At 72.9% G+C, this 17,916-nt stretch carries 18 protein-coding genes; 11 read left to right on the top strand and 7 right to left on the bottom strand.

The features are described from left to right. Nucleotides 1-68: 68 nt before the first annotated feature. From mycP to ACIHFD_RS29225, 8 genes are all read left to right on the top strand, one after another. Nucleotides 69-1,277, top strand: a complete 1,209-nt coding sequence (gene mycP / locus ACIHFD_RS29260; RefSeq protein ID WP_397369600.1) for a type VII secretion-associated serine protease mycosin — start codon at nucleotides 69-71, stop codon at nucleotides 1,275-1,277. A gap of 84 nt (nucleotides 1,278-1,361) precedes the next feature. Then, nucleotides 1,362-1,685, top strand: a complete 324-nt coding sequence (locus tag ACIHFD_RS29255; RefSeq protein ID WP_192791395.1) for a WXG100 family type VII secretion target — start codon at nucleotides 1,362-1,364, stop codon at nucleotides 1,683-1,685. Nucleotides 1,686-1,701: 16 nt separating this feature from the next. Continuing rightward, a complete protein-coding gene (locus tag ACIHFD_RS29250) occupies nucleotides 1,702-2,001 on the top strand; it encodes a WXG100 family type VII secretion target (protein ID WP_350733964.1) in 300 nt (99 codons plus the stop codon). Nucleotides 2,002-2,006: 5 nt separating this feature from the next. Beyond that, the gene (locus ACIHFD_RS29245) at nucleotides 2,007-2,342 is read left to right on the top strand and encodes a hypothetical protein (RefSeq protein WP_397369599.1); all 336 of its coding nucleotides are present in this window, start codon (nucleotides 2,007-2,009) and stop codon (nucleotides 2,340-2,342) included. A gap of 14 nt (nucleotides 2,343-2,356) precedes the next feature. Beyond that, a complete protein-coding gene (locus ACIHFD_RS29240; protein ID WP_397369598.1) occupies nucleotides 2,357-3,607 on the top strand; it encodes a hypothetical protein in 1,251 nt (416 codons plus the stop codon). A gap of 4 nt (nucleotides 3,608-3,611) precedes the next feature. Beyond that, a complete protein-coding gene (locus ACIHFD_RS29235; protein WP_397369597.1) occupies nucleotides 3,612-3,938 on the top strand; it encodes a hypothetical protein in 327 nt (108 codons plus the stop codon). A 2-nt stretch (nucleotides 3,939-3,940) separates the two neighbouring features. After that, on the top strand, nucleotides 3,941-4,642 hold the full coding sequence (locus tag ACIHFD_RS29230; protein ID WP_350733956.1) for a hypothetical protein: 702 nt from the start codon (nucleotides 3,941-3,943) through the stop codon (nucleotides 4,640-4,642). Then, nucleotides 4,639-5,067: a YbaB/EbfC family nucleoid-associated protein gene (locus ACIHFD_RS29225; protein ID WP_397369596.1), complete on the top strand. Its 429-nt coding sequence runs from the start codon at nucleotides 4,639-4,641 to the stop codon at nucleotides 5,065-5,067. Before ACIHFD_RS29230 ends, ACIHFD_RS29225 begins: the two co-directional genes overlap by 4 nt. On the opposite strand, the gene eccCa is transcribed toward ACIHFD_RS29225, so the two are convergent. Beyond that, the gene (eccCa, locus tag ACIHFD_RS29220) at nucleotides 5,064-9,059 is read right to left on the bottom strand and encodes a type VII secretion protein EccCa (RefSeq protein ID WP_397369595.1); all 3,996 of its coding nucleotides are present in this window, start codon (nucleotides 9,057-9,059) and stop codon (nucleotides 5,064-5,066) included. The two genes, ACIHFD_RS29225 and eccCa, sit on opposite strands and share 4 nt — an antisense overlap. Nucleotides 9,060-9,161: 102 nt before the next feature. On the opposite strand from eccCa, the gene eccD reads away from it, so the two are divergent. Continuing rightward, nucleotides 9,162-10,556, top strand: coding sequence for a type VII secretion integral membrane protein EccD (gene eccD, locus ACIHFD_RS29215; protein WP_397369594.1), 1,395 nt, complete (start codon nucleotides 9,162-9,164; stop codon nucleotides 10,554-10,556). Here the strand turns inward: eccD and ACIHFD_RS29210 are convergent. Both ACIHFD_RS29210 and ACIHFD_RS29205 read right to left on the bottom strand, forming a co-directional pair. Continuing rightward, nucleotides 10,553-11,392 carry a hypothetical protein gene (locus ACIHFD_RS29210; RefSeq protein WP_397369593.1) on the bottom strand — a complete coding sequence of 280 codons (840 nt, stop codon included), beginning with the start codon at nucleotides 11,390-11,392 and terminating at the stop codon, nucleotides 10,553-10,555. The genes eccD and ACIHFD_RS29210 overlap by 4 nt on opposite strands. Next, the gene (locus tag ACIHFD_RS29205) at nucleotides 11,389-11,706 is read right to left on the bottom strand and encodes a hypothetical protein (protein ID WP_350733947.1); all 318 of its coding nucleotides are present in this window, start codon (nucleotides 11,704-11,706) and stop codon (nucleotides 11,389-11,391) included. Before ACIHFD_RS29205 ends, ACIHFD_RS29210 begins: the two co-directional genes overlap by 4 nt. A 151-nt stretch (nucleotides 11,707-11,857) precedes the next feature. Between ACIHFD_RS29205 and eccB the strand changes: the two genes are divergently transcribed. Continuing rightward, the gene (gene eccB / locus ACIHFD_RS29200) at nucleotides 11,858-13,276 is read left to right on the top strand and encodes a type VII secretion protein EccB (RefSeq protein ID WP_397369592.1); all 1,419 of its coding nucleotides are present in this window, start codon (nucleotides 11,858-11,860) and stop codon (nucleotides 13,274-13,276) included. On the opposite strand, the gene ACIHFD_RS29195 is transcribed toward eccB, so the two are convergent. Genes ACIHFD_RS29195 through ACIHFD_RS29185 form a run of 3 tightly spaced genes read right to left on the bottom strand, consistent with a single transcriptional unit; the run spans nucleotide 13,270 to nucleotide 15,637 of the window. Then, on the bottom strand, nucleotides 13,270-14,349 hold the full coding sequence (locus tag ACIHFD_RS29195; protein WP_397369591.1) for a transglycosylase SLT domain-containing protein: 1,080 nt from the start codon (nucleotides 14,347-14,349) through the stop codon (nucleotides 13,270-13,272). The genes eccB and ACIHFD_RS29195 overlap by 7 nt on opposite strands. Continuing rightward, on the bottom strand, nucleotides 14,346-14,621 hold the full coding sequence (locus ACIHFD_RS29190; protein WP_363966856.1) for a hypothetical protein: 276 nt from the start codon (nucleotides 14,619-14,621) through the stop codon (nucleotides 14,346-14,348). Before ACIHFD_RS29190 ends, ACIHFD_RS29195 begins: the two co-directional genes overlap by 4 nt. A gap of 14 nt (nucleotides 14,622-14,635) precedes the next feature. Then, nucleotides 14,636-15,637, bottom strand: coding sequence for a winged helix-turn-helix domain-containing protein (locus ACIHFD_RS29185; RefSeq protein WP_350733940.1), 1,002 nt, complete (start codon nucleotides 15,635-15,637; stop codon nucleotides 14,636-14,638). Nucleotides 15,638-16,088: 451 nt separating this feature from the next. Here ACIHFD_RS29185 and ACIHFD_RS29180 point away from each other — a divergent pair, with 451 nt between their 5' ends. Further along, nucleotides 16,089-16,277, top strand: a complete 189-nt coding sequence (locus ACIHFD_RS29180) for a hypothetical protein (protein WP_350733938.1) — start codon at nucleotides 16,089-16,091, stop codon at nucleotides 16,275-16,277. An 84-nt stretch (nucleotides 16,278-16,361) separates the two neighbouring features. On the opposite strand, the gene ACIHFD_RS29175 is transcribed toward ACIHFD_RS29180, so the two are convergent. Beyond that, on the bottom strand, nucleotides 16,362-17,786 hold the full coding sequence (locus tag ACIHFD_RS29175) for a vanadium-dependent haloperoxidase (RefSeq protein WP_397369590.1): 1,425 nt from the start codon (nucleotides 17,784-17,786) through the stop codon (nucleotides 16,362-16,364). Nucleotides 17,787-17,916 lie beyond the last annotated feature (130 nt).

The raw sequence follows: 17,916 nt of genomic DNA, 5'->3' as shown, positions 1-17,916 counted from the left end.
GGCGCGTCATTTCAAGATATTTCTAAGAGACAAGCCCCAAATCGGAAATGTCGGCAGACTGCCTTACCGTGCCTTTCTCCTGGTACGGCGCCGCGGCCATCGGCCTGGTGCTGACGCTCACCCCGACCCCAGCGCCGACCCCGGCGCCGACCCCAGCGCCGACTTCTGGGCCGACCTCTGGGCCCACGCGCACGGTCTCGTGCGATCCCGAGCCCGGCGTGGCGGAGGTCACCGGGAAGCCGTGGCCGCAGGAGAGGCTGAGGTTCGAGCGGGTGTGGCGCTTCACCAAGGGCGAAGGGGTGACCGTCGCCGTCGTGGACAGCGGCGTGGACGCCACGCATCCCCAACTCGCCGCCGCCGTCGCCGCCCAGGTCGATCTCACGGGCACGGACCTGCGCGACTGCGTCGGGCACGGCACGGCGGTGGCCGGGATCATCGCGGGCCGGGACCTCACCGCGCGCGGCGTGCCCGTCATGGGCGTCGCGCCGGCCTCCCGGATCCTGTCGATCAAGCAGACCGAGGGGAGCTCGGGCGACGTGTCCCGGCTGGCCCAGGGCATCAGGCGGGCCGCGGAGCTGGGCGCGGACGTGATCAACGTGTCCGTGCAGGCCCACGACCATCCCGCGCTGAAGGCCGCGGTGGCGTACGCGCAGGCCAAGGACGCGGTGATCGTGGCGGCCGCGGGCAACGTACGGCAGGACGACGGCGTCGTCACGCCCGCGTACCCGGCCGAGTATCCCGGAGTGATCGCGGTCGGCTCGGCCTCGCCGGACGGCGGCAAGTCGGAGTTCTCCAACAGCGTGACCCGCATCTCGGTGACCGCACCAGGAGCCGGGATCACGAGCGCGTGGACCGGCGGCGGCTACCGTACGGAGCTGGACGGCACCAGCTTCGCCGCTCCCTTCGTGGCGGGCGTCGCCGCCCTGGTCAGGTCCCGGCACCCCGAACTCGACCACTGGCAGGTCAAGCGCCGGCTGGAGCGCACGGCGGACGGCGGCGGCGCGGCCGGCACCGGGGCCGGGCTGGTCAACCCGCTGCTCGCGGTCACCTCGGTGCAGCCCGACGCCGAGGAGAGCGCGCCCGCCGCGCCGCCGATCGTGCTGGCCAGGGCCCCGGTGCCGGACCCGCGCACGCGCGGCCTCGCGGTGGCGATCACGGCGGGGGCGGTGGGGGCCACCGCGCTGGTGGTGTTCCTGGCGTTGACGCTGCCCAGGGCCCGTCGCAGGGGCTGGCGGGCCGGAGGGCCCACGACATTTACAGGAAAGTTGAAATCGTAGCCCTGCCCGCTTTGACCCATTTACTTTGATCCACAGTACGGAAAACCCGGTCGAATTCGGGTTCACGAGATCCGAGAGGTGCACGTGGCAGAGCCGACACGTTATCAAGAGGGCAGCCAGCACAGCGCGGCAGAACGCGCGCTCATCGCACACCAGAACATCACGCAGATTCACAACAGGCTCACCCAGATTCCCGCGACGCTCGGCGCCGCCTGGCAAGGCGAGTCCGCGAACGTCTACCGCCAGGTCCTCGACGAATGGAACCCGCAGTTCAAGAAGGTCATCGACGCGCTGCACACGATCGCGGAGAACCTCAAGAGCTCGGGCATCACGTACACCGAGGCGAACACCCAGGCCAGCGAGGTCGCCACCAGGCTCAAGGCGGCGCTCGGCGGCGGCCAGCTCTGACGAACGGAGAATCACCATGACGGGTGGCGGAGACATCATCCTCGCCAATTTCGACGAGATGGACGAGATCGCGTCGGAACTGGGCCGGGCCTACGCCAATCTGGTCGGCGAACTGGCCGACCTCGAAGACGACCTCAAGGTCCTGGAGACCTGGGACGGCTCCGCCAAGGAGGTCTACCGGACGGCCAAGGAGCAGTGGAACAACGCGGTCGTGGCCATGGGTGACACCATGCAGCGCTTCGGCCCCGCCCTGCACGACGCCACGGAGATCATGCGCGACGCGGAGGCCATGAACATCCGCCGCTGGGGCACCTGAGGCCGGTGGATCAGCCTCTCATCGACCCGGCCACCGCGGGCGACACGGCGATGTGCAAGCCGGAGGCCCTCATCGACGTGGCGGGCAAGCTGGGCAACAGCCTGCTGCCCCGGTTGCGCGCGGCTGTGTACCAGGTGCCCGACCTGTCGCCGGTCGCCCCGGGGAGCTGGGACATCGCCCAGGGGTACGGCGAGACCGTGCGCAGGGCCCGGGTGGCGACGGGCGATTCGCTGCAGTTCGTCATGGAGCAGGTCCAGCGGATCGTCGACGACCTGGCCGCCACCGCGAACACCGTGCGGGACGCCGACCAGCGGGCCGCGGGCGCGGTGCCGCGTACGTGATGTGAGGGGACCCGTTGCCGCAACCACAACCGATCAAGCACGGCTGCCTGCAGGGCGGGAACGTCAACGCGTACGGCGGGCGCGAGGAGATCCGGCGGCTGGTGATGGGGACCGGGCCGGAGGAGTTCGCGCCGGTCGTGGACGCGTACAAGAAGACGTCCCAGCTGCTTACCGACACGATCGCGGCGCTGGGCGACAGCGCGGCGCGGCTGGTGGCCGACGGGAACTGGGGCGGGGAGTCCGCCAGGGCCATGCTCACGCGCATGAACCGGCTCCAGGCGTACCTGCAGTCGCTGCGCAACGGTGTGGACGGCGTCCCGCCCGGGCTGGAGACGGTGGGCGGCGAGCTGGCCTCGGCCAAGGAGCGCTTCGACAAGGCCACGGAACAGCAGGAGTACTGGGTGGAGGCGAGCGGCATGGGCGCCGGGTCGATGGAGCCGCTCAACGATCCGGACGCGGACGCGCGGGCCTTCATGCAGCAGCTCAACGGCGTCTACCAGCGGGCGTACACGGCCATGCCGGACGCCCTGGCGTGGGACCCGGAGCTGGCCTCGCCGGCCCCCTACCTGCCGCCGCCGGTCGGCCCCGCCTCGGTGCCGGCGCAGAGCGGCGACCTGCCGTTCGAGAGCACGGTGCCGGTGCGGTCCCGCACCGATCTGGCCGGCACGCCCGGCCAGCCACTGACTCCCGCGGGCCCGCTACCCGGTCAAGCTGCGGTACCGGGTGCGCCCGCGGGGGCGTCACCGCCCACCTCCCTGGCGAGCTGGCCGGGCGTGCCGCCCGCCGTGGGAGGCGGGCAACCCGCCCCGGCCGGGACAGTGCCGCCCGCCGGGCCGCTGCCACCGCCCGGCACGGTTCCCACCCCGGCCGGACGCGATCCCCGCACGACAGGGACCACCCCGGCCGGGACCACGAGGCCACCGAGCAACCCGGTCAACCCGGGCCGCACGGGGACGAATCGCCCGGTGGACCCGTACCAGGGCCGCCCTGCCGATCCGGGCACGAGTGCCGCTCAGGAGCCGGGGCCGTCCGGGCCGTCCGTGCGGCCGGGCAGCGTGCCGGTCGTGGACGGCTCATGGCCCCCGGCCAGGTCGCCCGTGGCAGGGGCCGAGCCAGGCGCGACGGCCTCCGGCGGCATGCCGTTCCTGCCCATGGGCGGTCCCGGGGACGGCGGGCAGAACGCCCGCAGGTCGACCGCGGCGAAGGGCGCCGACGACGACTTCTTCCGCCCCGAGGTCGTGCACGGCCCGCCGGTGGTGGGGTGAGGCCATGTCCGGCGACTTCGTGGCGACGCAGGTCGACTCCATCCGCGAGATGGGGCGCAACATGGCCGCCGCCCCCATGCGGGACCTGGAACGGATGTCCTCGGCCATCGGGCACGTCGATCTCTCCTCCGGCGCCTACGGCGCGTTCGGCCTGCTCGGCGGCTCGCTGGGGCAGGCGTTCGACGACGTCAAGCGGGCCGCGCTGACGTATCTGACGGCCAAGCGGGCCGAGGTGGCCGGCATCCACGACAAGGCATACGGCACGGCCAACACCTACGTGGACGGCGACGGAAACGCCGGCCGGACGGCCGCCGACATCACCAGGACGTGAACATGATCGAACAACCGTGGTCCGTCATCGAGGGCTCGGCGATGGCCGTGACCGGCTCCCTGCTCCTCGGCTGGAACCGCGCCCGTTACGCCACCCTGGTCCTGCCCCTCATGTACGGCGACACCGCCCAGCAGCGGGCGGCGGCCGAGGTGTGGGAGGAGCTGGCCGGAGCCCTGCGGGCGCACCCGAACCTCGTGGACGGCTCCGTCAGGAACGTCGAGTGGACCGCCCCCAGCGCCGAGCTCTACAAGGGCACCGTGCAGCAGTACTCCGACGACGCCGCCGACAAGTCCGCCTCGCCCAAGGCCTCGGCCGACACCCTGCGCCTCACGGCCGGCGTGTACGACGTCCTCGGCAAGGCCGTCTTCCTCACCGGCGCGAGCATCCTCACCGCCGGGGTGATGCACAAGGTCGCCCAGATGAACGCGTTCACGAGGGTCGCCTCGGAGGTGGCCGCCACCGGCTTCGGCCGCCGGGCGGACCACCAGGCCGGCGCGATCGCCGCCAGAGCGCGGGCCTTCGCGGAGGGCGGCAAGGGCGTGCTGGGCAAGGTGGCGCAGAAGCTGGTGCAGATGTCGCCCGCCAAGCAGGCGCTCGTGGGCGGCGCCGCGGCCGTCACGGCCGGGATGATCGGACAGTCGGCGGTCGCCGACCAGTTCAGCGGTACGAAACTCGAGGCTCCGACTCCGGGGGTGAAGGCATGACGGCGTTCGACGAGAGTGCCATGGACCGGCTGATCGCCGAGGCCCAGCGGCCCGCGGGCGGGCTGGACGACCTCTACGATCAGGTTCTCGCCGTCAAGGGGTCCGCGCAGGACCCGGACAAGCTGGTACAGGTCGAGTGCTCGGCGCAGGGCGTCACCGGGCTGGACATCGACCCGAGGGCCATGCGCTGGGGCTCGCAGCGCCTCGCCGAGACGATCCTGGTGCTGATCGCCGACGCCCTCGCCGACATGCAGGCCAAATCGACCGAGCTCCTCGGGGACGTCCTGGGGGAGGGCCCGCTGGACCTGGCCGCCGAGAACAACCCGGCCGACCTGCGCATGCGGGAGGCACGGGAGGCGTACGAGCAGGCCATGGACCAGGCGGTGGCCGAGCTGGGCCGCATCGAGCGCGACCTGGACCGTTAAAGGCCGGGGTCGAGGTAGGCGGTCTGCACGAGCTTCTCGCCCGACCGCCGGTCCACGTAGAGCCCGCGTCCCGGCGGGAGCTGGCGCGGGCGCACGTTCCCGAACAGCTGGCCCTCGTCCCGGGGGCCCGACAGCATCACGGCGGGCGAGTTCATCTCCTTCAGCCGCCGCACGATCGGGTCCAGCATGCTCCGCCCGGCCCCGCCCATGGCGCGCGCCAGGACCAGGTGCAGCCCGATGTCCCTGGCCTGCGGCAGCAGGTCGCCGAGCACGGACAGCGGGTTGGCCGAGGTCGCCACGAGGTCGTAGTCGTCCACGATGACGTACAGGTCCTGGCCGGTCCACCAGCTCCGCGTCCGCAGCTGCTCCGAGGTGAGGTCCGGCGGCGGCAGCCGCGTCTGCATCACCTCCTGGACGCCCTTGAGCAGCTCCGCGGCGGCGGCGCTGGAGGCCGCGTACCCGATCCGGTGCTCGGTGTCGGTCGCGTCCAGCAGCGAGCGCCGGTAGTCGATGACGATGAACCGCGCCTCCAGCGGCGTCTTCCCGGCCGCGATGCCCCGGGCGAGCACCCGCAGCAGGTTGGTCTTGCCGCTCTCCGTGTCGCCGAACACCACGAAGTGCGGGTCGGCGTCGAAGTCCAGCAGGACGGGCGCCAGCGCGGCCTCGTCGATCCCGATCGGGACGCGCGTGCCGCCCTGCGGGGGAGCGGGCAGGGTGTGCGCGGGCAGCAGGGCGGGCAGCAGCCGTACGGGCGGCGCCGGATGCCCGCGCCAGGCCGCCGCCGCGGCCTCGACCAGGGCGGCGACCCCGTCGGCGAGGTCGTCCACGGTGGAGCGGCCGTCGATGCGCGGCAGCGCGGCCAGGAAGTGCAGGGCCTCGCGGGTGAGCCCGCGCCCGGGGGCCCGCTCGGGCACGTTCGAGGCCGCCTTGCGGTCGATCTCGGAGTCGAAGGAGTCGCCGAGCCGCAGCTCCAGCCGGGTGCCGAGCAGGTCGCGCACCCCGGCCCTGAACTCCATCCACCGGTTCGCGGTGCCGATCACGTGGATGCCGAACCCCAGGCCCCGGGTCACCAGGTCGCCGAGGTCGGGTTCGAGCAGCTCGTACTCCTGGCGCAGGATCGCCCAGCCGTCCACCACGATGAACACGTCGCCCCAGCCGTCACCCTCGAAGGCGCCCGAGGCGACCATCCTCCGGTAGGTGGCCATGGAGTCGATCCCGCGCTCGACGAACAGCCGTTCACGCCGGTCGAGCAGCGTCTTGACCTCGGCGACCGTCCTGCGTACCGCGTCGGCGTCCAGCCGGTTGGCCACCCCGCCGACGTGCGGCAGCCCGGTCAGCGAGGACAGCGTGCCCCCGCCGAAGTCCAGGCAGTAGAACTGCACCTCCTTGGGCGTGTGCGTGAGCGCGAGCGAGGCGATCAGCGTGCGCAGCAGCGTGCTCTTGCCGGTCTGCGGCGCGCCGACGATCGCGACGTTGCCCGCCGCCCCGGACAGGTCCAGCCAGTACGGGTCCCGCCGCTGGTCGAACGGGCTGTCCACGATCCCCGCCACGGCGTGCAGCCGCCCCGGCCGGTCCTGGGCGGTGCCCGCGGCCGTCAGCCCGTGCTCCGGCGAGACCTCGACGGGCGGCAGCAGCTGGTCGAGCGAGGCGGCCTCCTTGAGCGGCGGCAGCCAGATCCGGTGCGCCGCGGGCCCCTGCCCGGCCAGCCGGCCCACCACGATCTCCAGCAGGCTGTCCTTCCTGCCCTGCTTTCCGGGCTCCGCCACCACCGGCGGGGCCTGCTCGACGGGCGGCATCGGCACCCGCTCAGGCCCGTACCAGACGATCTTCCCGCGGTGCCCGGCGCGCGCCGTCACCGCCGGTCCCTGCGCCGAGGCGAGCTGGTACGGGCCCGACACGTACGCCGCCTTGAACCGCGTCATGCCCGTGGTCTCGAACATCAGGTAGGCGTTGCCCGGCTCGGGCGGCAGCGAGTACGCGTCCGCCACCCCCAGCACGGCCCGGCTCTCGGCCGCCGAGAACGTCCGCAGGCCGATCCGGTACGACAGGTGCGTGTCGAGCCCGCGCAGCCGCCCCGACTCCAGCCGCTGCGAGGCCAGCAGCAGGTGCACGCCCAGCGACCGGCCGAGCCGCCCGATCATCACGAACAGCTCGATGAACTCCGGCTTGGCCGACAGCAGCTCGCTGAACTCGTCCAGCACGATGAACAGCGTCGGCAGCGGCCGCAGGTTCGCACCCTGCTCGCGGGCCTGCTCGTAGTCCCGCAGCGAGGCGTGGTTGCCGGCCGCCCGCAGCAGCTCCTGGCGGCGTACCAGCTCGCCGTGGAGCGCGTCGTGCATGCGGTCCACCAGCGGCAGCTCGTCCTCCAGGTTCGTGATGACCGCCGAGACGTGCGGCAGCGTGTCCAGTCCGAGGAAGGTGGCGCCGCCCTTGAAGTCGACGAGCACGAAGTTCAGGGTCTCGGAGGAGTGCGTGATCGCCAGCGAGAGCACGAGCGTGCGCAGCAGCTCCGACTTCCCGGAGCCGGTCGCGCCGACCACGAGCCCGTGCGGTCCCATGCCGCCCTGGGCGGCCTCCTTGATGTCCAGCTCGACGGGCCGCCCGTCGGCGCCCAGGCCGATCGGGACGCGCAGCCGGTTCCTGACCGGGCGGGGCTGCCACGTCTGGGCGGGCGCGAGCCGCCGCGCGTCGCCGATCCGCAGCAGCTCGGTGAGCGTCGTGTTCGTGGCGAAGACGTCCCGCACCTCCTCCGCGCCCGCCCCCGAGCCGGTCCGCATCGGCGCGAGCTGCCTGACCAGGGCGGCGAACGCGGGCGGGTCGAGCCGGTCCGGCCGCCCCAGACCCGACCTGACCTCCTTGCCGAGCTCGTCCTCGGCGACCCGGACCACCTCGTCCGCGCCGACCTCCAGCCGCAGCGTGAGCTGCGCGGGCACCTGCGCGGTGCTGCCGCCGACGTCGATCACGGTCACGCCTTCGATGACGTCCAGGCCGAGCTGGCTGCCCGCGGGCACGGTGCCGCCGTCCATGACGACCACGTGGTACGGCAGCGCGTCCGGCGAGAGCCCCTTGCTGAAGCGCGGCCGGTCCTTCAGCTCGAACCCCAGCAGGTCGTCCAGCTCGCCCAGATCCCCCGAGACCAGCCGCACGGGGCCGGCCCCGTCCTCCTCGGTGGGGTGCAGGGCGTGCGGCAGCCACTTGACCGGCTCCCACTCGCGGGCCCTTTCGGCGCCCGCGCAGACCGAGATCCGCAGGTCCTCCGGCGAGTGCAGCGCCGCCGCCTGGGCCAGCAGGGCCCGTACGAGCCCGCGCGCCGCCGCCGGGTCGCCCGTGATCACGATCCTGGCGAACGAGTGCAGCGCCAGCGCCACCGGCAGCCCGGGCACGGTGGCGTGCGTGCGCACGAACCGCCGCAGCGCTCCCGCCGTCACCGGGTCGAGGTCCTCGATCGGCTTGGTCTCCGGCGGGATCAGCGGCAGCGCCAGCCGCTGCGCCGAGGTGGCGATCCTGATCTGGGCGAAGTCGTCGTCGCGGGGCCGCCGCTCCCACAGCCGGGTGGTCATCACCAGCGACCACAGGGCGGCCGGGTCCGGATGGCTCCAGGTCATGACCTTGTGCTGCTGCGCGGCGGCGGCCCGGACCCGCTTCCTGACCTGCTCCAGGTAGCGGTAGTAGTCGCGGCGCTGGCCGTTGAGCTGGCTCTTGCGCTCGCCCGCGCCGCGCATCATCTGGCCCACGGTCATGCCGATCATCGAGACCGCGAACAGGCCGCTGGAGACCAGCATGATCGGGTTGTTCGTGGACCCGCCGGTGAACATCAGCGCCATCGCGCCCGCGCCCGCCAGCATCGGCAGGTACGTCAGGAGCTGGGTCAGCCCGCCGCCCGTCACCGTCTCGGGGATCTCGGGCGGGGACTCCAGCAGGACCTCGCCGCCGGGAGGTTCGGGTGGCCGGCGCCGCTCGGGCCTGCGGACCACGATCAGGCTGCCGCTCACGACGCCATACAAGTCGCTGACGTAGCGAAACAGGCGATATTTCAAATTTCCTGTACGTATTAAGCCCGTCGCGTTCGGTGTCCGATCCATACACTCGTCCGGGTGAGCGCCACCGGAACCGACCTGTGCCGGGTCACCGTCGTGACCCCGCGTGGATTCCTGGACCTGGGCCTGCCGCCGGACATCCCGCTCGGCAACCTGCTGCCTACCCTGCTGCGCGTCGCCGGCGAAGGGCTCGCGGAGGCGGGCCTGGCCCACGGCGGCTGGGTGCTCCAGCGCCTGGGCGGCCCGCCGTTCGACGTGAACGCGACGCTGTCGGAGCTGGCCGTGCACGATGGCGAGATGCTGCACCTGCGGCCGCGCGGCCATGAGCTGCCTGAGGTCGTCTTCGACGACGTCGCCGACGCGGTGGCAACCGGCGTGCTGGAGCGCACCGGCCGCTGGCAGCCCGCCACGACCAGGGCCTACGGGTTGCGCGCCGCCGCCACCCTGCTCGGCGCGGGCGCCGCCGCGCTGCCGGCGACCGGCCCGCCCTGGCTGCCCACGGCCCTCGTCGCGGGGGCCGTCGCGCTGGTCCTGCTGCTGGTGGCCGTGGCGCTGTCGCGGGCCCTCGGCGACGCGCGGGCGGGCGCGGTGATCGGGTACGCGGCCCTGCCGTACGGGTTCGTCGCGGGCCTGACCGGACCGGCCTCGGCGGCCGTCGTCCAGCCGGACACCCTGCTGTCGGCCTGCGGCGTGGTGCTGATGCTGGCCACGGCGACCGGGTTCGCGGTCGCCCAGGGGCTGCCCACGTTCCTCGGCGTGGCCGCCGCCGCGCTGTCCGGGCTGCTGGCGTCCGGGCTGGTCATGGCCTTCGACCTGCCCGCGGCCGGGGTGGTGGCGGTGCTCGCGGCCCTCGCGGTGGGGCTGACCACGGCGATCCCCTCGCTGTCGTTCCGGCTGGCGGGCATGCCGCTGCCCGCGCTGCCGACGACGGCGGAGGAGCTGCGCCGCGAGAGCGGCGACCTGGACGGGGAGCTGGTGATCGACAAGACCGTGGTGGCCGACCGCTTCTGCACGGGGCTGGTCGCCGGCGTGGCGGTGATCGTGCTCGCCGCCCAGGTGCTGCTGACGGTGGCGGGCACCTGGGCCGCGTTCGCGATGAGCGCCGTGCTGTCGCTGTCGCTGCTCATGCGGGCCCGCGTGTTCGAGGGCCGCGGCCAGCGGGCCTGGCTGCTGACCGCGGCCCTGCTGGGGGTGGCCCTGCCCGCCGCGGCCGCGGTGGTCACGGCGGTGGTCACGGCGGCCGACGGGGTGGTGCTCTACGGGATCGTCCCCGGGCTGGTCGTGCTGGCCCTGGCCGTGGCGGGGACGGCGCTGTGGCTGACGTCCGCGCGGCCGTCCCCCTTCTGGGGCCGGGTGGGCGACATCTTCGACATCCTGCTGATGATCGCCCTGATTCCGCTGGCGCTGGCCGTGATGGACCTGTACGAGACCATCCGCGGGCTGGTGAGCTAGCTACGGCTCTTGACCACGTCCTCGAGGCTCATGTCGCCGCCCGGTGCCTTGACCGTCCACTGGAAGGACCCCGTGCCGGGCGGGAGCGGCTGCCCCTGCGGAGGGGCGGCGAACGTCCCCGCCTTCGCGGGGTCGACGGCCCCCGTGCCGAAGCCGATCGCCGCGGCGCCGGTCGGGCGCATGAAGGCGAGCTGCACGGCCGCCGTCCCGCCGACGCCCGCCGCGACGCCGCCCAGCACGTCCTTGAGCCCGAGCGAGCCGAGGAAGCGCTTCAGCGCGCCGGTCGAGGCGGCCAGCGACGCGCTCGCCTGGACCCCCGTCCTGCGCATGGCGATCCTGGCGGCCAGCCTGGTCTGCGGCGCCAGCGCGAGGACCTGCAGCGCGGCCAGCCGCAGGTACGTCTCCTGCGCGATCTTGGCCGCCGCCCCCCAATAGACCATGAACCCGTCACCGATGCTGTCCACGTGCCCGGCCACCCACTGCACGTTGGTGCGGAAGGCGTCGAGCTCGGCCCGCAGCCGGTTGGCCGCGCTCGCGAACTCCTTCTGGTCCCCGGCGACCCAGTTCTGCCCCGAGTTGTTGATCACCATGGTCATCGAGTTGTTCGCGCCCTTGTCGAGCCGGCCGCCCGCGCCCGCCTGGAGGTTGGCGGCCGCCTCCCAGATGCCGGGCACGTTCGCGACCGCGGGAACGGTGGCCAGCATGCCGACCACGACCGACGGCTCCATCCTGGCCGCCTTGCGCAGGATGCCCTGCACGGCCTCGGGGTCGGGCGGGTTCTTCGACAGGCGCAGGGGAGAGCCGTCCCGGGCGCGCCCGGCCACCCTGGGCCTCACGGCTTCTTCACCCGCTGGACGATCAGGTCCTCGGCGGTGCGCCAGTTGCGCTCGGCGAAGGCCAGGTCCTCGCCCTCCCACTTCCGCATCACCGCGAGCGCTGTCTCGGTGTCGCGGACGAACGAGTCGATCAGCGACCGGTACAGTGCCCCGACCGTCCACTCGCCCAGCGGCCCCCAGCCGGGGAAGCCGACCGCCCGGTTCTGCTCGAAGATCTGGCGCACCTCGTCGAAAACCGGCAGGAGGTCGTCCCTGATGCCCCGCCGGACCTCGCCGATCGCATCGGGGGTGATATAACGCGTATCCGGATTCACGATCACCAGCCTGTAACGTGCCGGGCGCGCGGGACAGGTACGTCATTCACTGGTCATTGATCATTCTCAATTACGAAACCATACAGCTTCTCCCTATTTATCCCGATAAATTGGGTTAAGTAGGGGAGTCATGTGATCCAAGGGGCGGGAGTTGCACAGCCAGCGCGACCTTTATCAGGCGTACCGCCTCACCGTTCAGCGCATCGGCCTGGCGCTCCTGCGGGCCCAGCCGAACCAGCCCGAATGGCCGCTCCGCCGGCAGAACATCGGCTTCCTCGCCGGCATCATGGTCGCGGTCCTGCTCTGCGTCGGCTTCGCGGTCTTCGGTCTGCTGCGCCCGGGCGGCACGAAGGCACTGGAGGAGCCCGGCACGCTGATCATCGAGCGCGAGACCGGCGCCAGGTTCGTCTACAGCCAGGAGCAGCGCCGGCTCATCCCCGTCGCCAACTACGCCTCCGCCCGCCTCGTGCTCGCCTCCCAGGACGTCAAGGAGCGCGTCGTCGCGCGGGAGGCGCTGGCCAAGTACGAGCGCGGCGCCCTCATCGGCATCCCCGAGGCCCCCGACTCGCTGCCCGGCCCCGCGAACCTGGCCCGCGGCCCCTGGGCGGCCTGCGTCCAGGAGCGCGCCGAACCGACCGGGCGCAAGCCGTACGTGACGCTGGTCGCCGGGCGCGACCTCGGCGGCACGCCGCTCGCGGAGGGGAACGCGCTGCTGGTCGACGTGGGCGGCCAGCGGTGGGCGATCTGGCGGGGCGCCCGCATGCGCGTCCCCACCGGCATCGCCCGCGGGCTCAGCTCGGCCGTCCCCGCCGCCGTGCCCGTGGCCTGGCTGAACGCGCTGCCCGAAGGGCCCGACCTGGCCGCGCCGGACGTCCGCGGGCGCGGCCGGCCGGTGGCGGGGCCCGGGGGCAGGACGGCGGCCGTGGGGCAGGTCTTCCGCGCGGGCGGCGTGGCCGGCGGCGAGGACCGCTGGTACGTGCTGCTGGACGACGGACTGGCCCCCATCACGCAGACCCAGGCCACGCTGCTGCTGAGCGACCCCGACAGCAGGGCGGCCTACGGCGGCGGCGCGGTCAGGGAGATCGCCGTCGACGCGGCCTCCGCCAACGCCGCCCCCCACTCGCGGACCGCCGTCCCCGCCGACGGCCTGCCCGCGGTCATGCCGCGCATGACCGCGTACGACCAGGCCGGTGTCATCTGCGTCGTCTACGCCGACACGGGCACCGGATCCACCCGCGTCCGGCTCACCACCGGCGCCAAGCTGCCCGAGCCGCGCGGCGACGCCACCGACCTGGTACGCCTGCCGCCGGGCAGGGCGGTGCTGGCCGGCGTCCTGCCCGGCGACGGGCAGCTGAACGCGGTCCAGTCCTACTACCTGGTCACCGCCGAGGGCCGCCGCTACGCCGTGCCCGGCACCGACGTGCTGGCCAAGCTCGGCTACGCGCCCGGCCAGGCCACCCCGGTGCCCGCCAACGTGCTCCAGCTCATCCCCGAAGGGCCGGTGCTCGACCCGGCCAGGGCCGCCAAGCCCGTGCTCGAAGGGAGGGGGCAGCAGGCCGCGGGTCAGTAGCCGCGGTAGCCGCCGCCGGTCTTCATCCCGACCACGCCGGGCACGCTCGAGACCGAGCCGTAGGTCGCGATGGCGTACCGGACGCCCGCGATGATGTTGTCCACCGGGTTCCAGACGTTGTCGTGTCCCGGCAGCTTCCACCGCTGGAAGGTGGGGTCGATCGTCTGCATCAGCCCCTTGGACGGCGTGCCTCTGACCGCGTTGGAGTCCCAGGTGTTGATGCTGTTCGGATTGCCGCCGGACTCGTGCCGGATGATCGTGTAGATGTCGTTGACGTTCATCTTCTCGACCGGGTAGCCGTTGGCCTTGAGGATCTCGATGGCCTGGCTGATCCAGCCGGCGATCTCCGCTGGAGGGGCGGGTCCGCCGCCGGGCGGGGGCGGGCCGCTGGTGCCGTACCCGCCGAACCCGGCGCCCGACGAGCCCGCGGTCGCGGCCAGCGCGGTCGTGCCCGGGCCCTGCTGCGCGGGCGACCAGCCGAGCGGCTTGCCCGCGCGGGGGGCGAAGGGTTGCGCGTCCGGCTCGCCCAGCTCGGCGGCGACGTCCGGGATCGTGCCGAGCGCCTTCTGGATCTTTCCCGCCGTGTCGGACAGGACCGTGCCGGTGTCGGCGACGAGCTGCTGCAGCGTGCCGCGGGCCTGGTCGAGCGCGGGTTTCAGGCTCTGGGTGACCTGCTCCTCGGTGGGCCGCGGCTCGCGGCCCCGCACCTCCTGCGCGGCGGCGGCGTAGGCGTGGCAGGTCTCCAGCGCCCGCGACTCTGCCGAGCGCAGGGTGCTCGCGGCGGCGTCGAGGTGGCCCGCGCACTCCTGCAGCGCCTGCCGCAGCCCGTCGCCGCAGCGCACCACCTGGCCCATGTAGCCGGTGAACGCCTCCGCGCTGCCGCCCTGCCACGCGCCGCCCACGCCGGCGGTCGCGGTGCGGATCGCCTCGGTGTGCCGCTGACCGGTGCCGGCGGCGGTGCGCCAGGCGTTCGCCGCCGCGGCGATCCCGCCCGGGTCGCCGATCACCTTGGCGGCCAGCTCGGCCAGCTCCGCGCCACCCGGCGCGGCTCTGACCTCGTCGAGCGGGCTCATGCTCGAACCGCGCCGCCATCGGCCTCGATGACCGTGCTCCGGACGGCGTCGAGCGTGCGCTCGACCGCCTCCAGTCGGCCGCCCAGGGTCCTCGCCGCCAGCTCGGAGACCCGTGCCAGGTCGGCCGCCGCCGTGGCCATGGCCGCGGATCCGGACACGTTCCCGAACGCCGCCGCGCCCGGCGCCTGGCCCTTGATCCCCGAGAACGCGCCGGACGCCGCACCGGCCGCCTCTGCGCACGTGGCCAGCGCGTCGCGCTGGAACTTGAGCATTCCGCTCCTTCCCGTCAACGCCGGAACAGCTCCAGCAGTTCGTCCGCCCGATGGGTGCGGGCGATCCACACCTCGCGCCCGCGGCGCTCGCGCGTGATCAGCCGCCCGGCCCGCAGCCGGTCGCAGTGGTACGTGAGGCCGCTGGGCGCGATCTTCATGTCCGTGGCCAGCATCGACATGGTCATGGGCTGGTCGAGCGCGCACAGCAGGTCCGCGCGGACCGGCCCCACGAGCGCCGACAGCTCGTCCACCGCCGGCGCGAGGGGCTTGCGCCACAACGAGTCCGCCCCGCGCACGGGGTAGGCGATCCACACCGCCTCCGGGCTGTCCATGCTGAGGATCAGGGCATCCTTGCCGGCCAGCATCGGCACCAGGACGATCTTGCGGTCGCCCAGCTCGAACGTGCCGGGTTCGAGGTCCGGGACGAGCAGGCCGTGCTCGCCGTACACGAGGCGGTCGCTGAGCGCGCCGAGCAGCAACTCGGGGCCGCCGCGCACGGTGGCGACGCCGACCCGTTCGATCTCCCTGTCCAGCAGCGGGCGGCCGCGCTTCCACAGGGGCTCGGTGGTGTTCCAGACATCGGCCAAGGCGCCGGCGTAGCCGAGCAGCCAGCGGGCCGGCCGCTCGGCCGCCGCCCGCCAGTGCGCGGGCAGCGGTCCCGGGCCGAACGCCTGCTCGAGGTCCCTGATCAGGTGGTCAGGGGGCGTGTCGTGCAGGGCGCTGATCTGGGCCTGCATGGAGACGTCCTGGCCGATGGGCGTGTGCGGCACCAGGATGTCCGGCGCGACGGAGTGGCCGGGTGCGGCCAGCGGGCGTACGGCCTCGTGGCCCAGCGGGCCGACGCGCGAGCTGATCGCCCGCCGCCAGAGCTCGGGCAGGCCGCGGCGGCGGCCGGCGAGGGCATCGGCGATCATGGCGAGGACGGTCAGGTTGGGCGAGACGGAGATATAGAGCTGAGGAGTGGAGCTCACGCGCAGCTCGCTCCACACCTTGGTGCGTGTTACTTGGGCCCCCACAGGTAGGACTGTAGACAGGGAAGACATCTCCGGAGGAATGCTTCGAGAATGCTCGAAACGTCCGTTAGCGGGATGATCAACTTCTACGTGATGCGAACGCTCCGGCTTTCCGGGACGCGCGTCCGCCGCTCTGGGGTCACGTTCATGATGTGTCCTCTTTGTGGTGCTGTGCTGTGATTTATCGAGAACTTACGCCCCTCCACTAACTTCTCACTTAAAAGGCTCTAACAGACACTTGTCCATCACTGGCCACTGGTGCGCCCAGAGGGTCGGCAATCTTGCGTCCCGGGTCAAGAGATCGCCTCCTGTGAGTGGGTTTTTCCAACCTCCCTCGTCCACGGCCCAGTGGCCGGGTCACCCCTCGGGGTGCAAGGCTTCCCGCATCCGCCCCGGTCCTCCTGCGAACGGGTGGCCGGGGTGGAATCCCCGCAGGGCACTGGAAGGAGTGCGTATGAGTCAAGTCGCCGGCCGCGTCGAGGCCAAGCGGATCAACGACCACGTGGAGCTCATTCACGTCGACAACCCGGACGCGGTGTTGGAAGTACCGCGCCGCGACTGGGAGTCGTTCACCACGGCGGTCAAGGCGGGCTCGTTCGACCTCGAGACGCTCAACCGGTTGGCCCAGGAGAACGTGGCCTGACGCCCCGCCGCACGAAGAGGCGCCCGCTCTCAGCGCAGTGGAGCGGGCGCCTCCGTGGTGCTGCGTCCTGTCATGGGGCGGACATCAGCCGCGGCCGGTCCAGTACGCCTTGGCGCGGTCCCAGGCCGCCGTGCCGACCGCGCGGCCGAGGGCGCGGCCCTGCAGGTCACCCAGGCGGAAGTGGATGCCGCCGTACCGGCGCGACATCCCGGCCTCGTCGGCCGCGTCGGTGAACGTGGGCCAGCGCAACGTCACGTCCTGCGCCGGCGTAACCCCGGGCTCCACCAGCGACGAGCCCTTCGCCACCACGGCCTGCCCGCCGAACGCGTCGCCGCCGGTGAAGCGCTTGAGCACCTCGGCCGCCGCCCCGCTGAACGTGCTGTGCCCCGAGACGTACTCGGCGAACGGCGGCGTCGGGAACGTCGGCACCTGGAACGGCACCCACGTGGCCCCGTCGATCGTCCGGCCGCCCCACGTCGGGATCTGCTGCCCCTTGTACAGGAACCGGATCGCGGTGATCGGGCGGCCCGAGTCGTGGTCGCGCTTGACCTCCCACGAGGCGATCCCGGCGTCCATGACCGAGTTGGCCAGCGCGAAGAACAGCTTCACGTCCTGGTCGAGACCGTAGTGGTCGCGCGCCGAGATCTGCTGCGCGAACAGGCTCCAGTGGCCGGGCGGCGTCTCGCTGTTGGGGCCGTCGGCCCAGTATTCGGCGATCGACTTCTGCCGGTCGGTCAGCGCGGCCGTGATGGACACGATCTCGGCGGCCTGCGTGCGGAAGCCCGACGAGCCGTAGGCGTACGGCGGGGGCACGGCGTCGGCGAGGCCGCGGGCGGTGCCGCTGAAGGAGGCCACCTGGCCCCAGTGCGGCGCGAGGAACGGCGGCGTGACCGTCGCCCCGGCCCGGTTGACGAACGTCAGCGGCGCCCACCGGCCGGGATCGTTGAGCGAGGTCAGCGGGTCGGCCACCACCACGGGGGCGTTGACGGGCGCGTAGCCGGTGGTGTCGGCGTAGCCGCCGAGCTGGTTGGAGCCGTCGGTGTGGCGGTAGTCGAGCACCGCCTGGCACGCGGTGACGCCGGTCTGCGCCGGGACGCTCGACGTGTCGGCCGGGTCGTAGCCCAGGTCGGTCATCAGCGCGTCGAACGTGGCCCGCTGCGCCGGATAGAGGTCGACCGCCGCCAGGTGGGCGGCGAAGCTGACGGCCTTGGCCTTGTTCGCATCGGTGCGCTCCGCCGCGGGCCGCCGCAGCGAGCCGCCCAGCCGGGTGCCGACGGCGACCGCGTCGTAGGCGGCCCACGCGTCGTAGGCGCAGGTGTGCACGATCGCCAGCGCCCTGGCCACGAGCGGCGGCCCCAGCGTGCCGGTGCGCACCGCGGTGAGCAGCGTCTGGTTCCACCGGACGACCACGTCGGGACCCGTGGCCTGGGCGGGTAAGGCGGGCAGGACGAGCGCGGCGGCGCTCACCAGCGCGAGCGCGGCCACGCGTAAGGATCTCAGAACGGGCAAGGCATTCCCCTCGCTGTCGGCGGCCCCGGGGGGTGTCCCGGGGCATGACGACGATTCCACGCTCGAACACATTTTCGGGCTAGCCTTCCGGTGACAGTCGCCTGCCGTTGCGGTGACCCCCACGCGATCT

It is taken from the genome of Nonomuraea sp. NPDC051941, from assembly GCF_044593615.1.
Note: the sequence above shows the minus strand (reverse complement) of the source record. Positions and strands in the feature narration are given on the sequence as shown.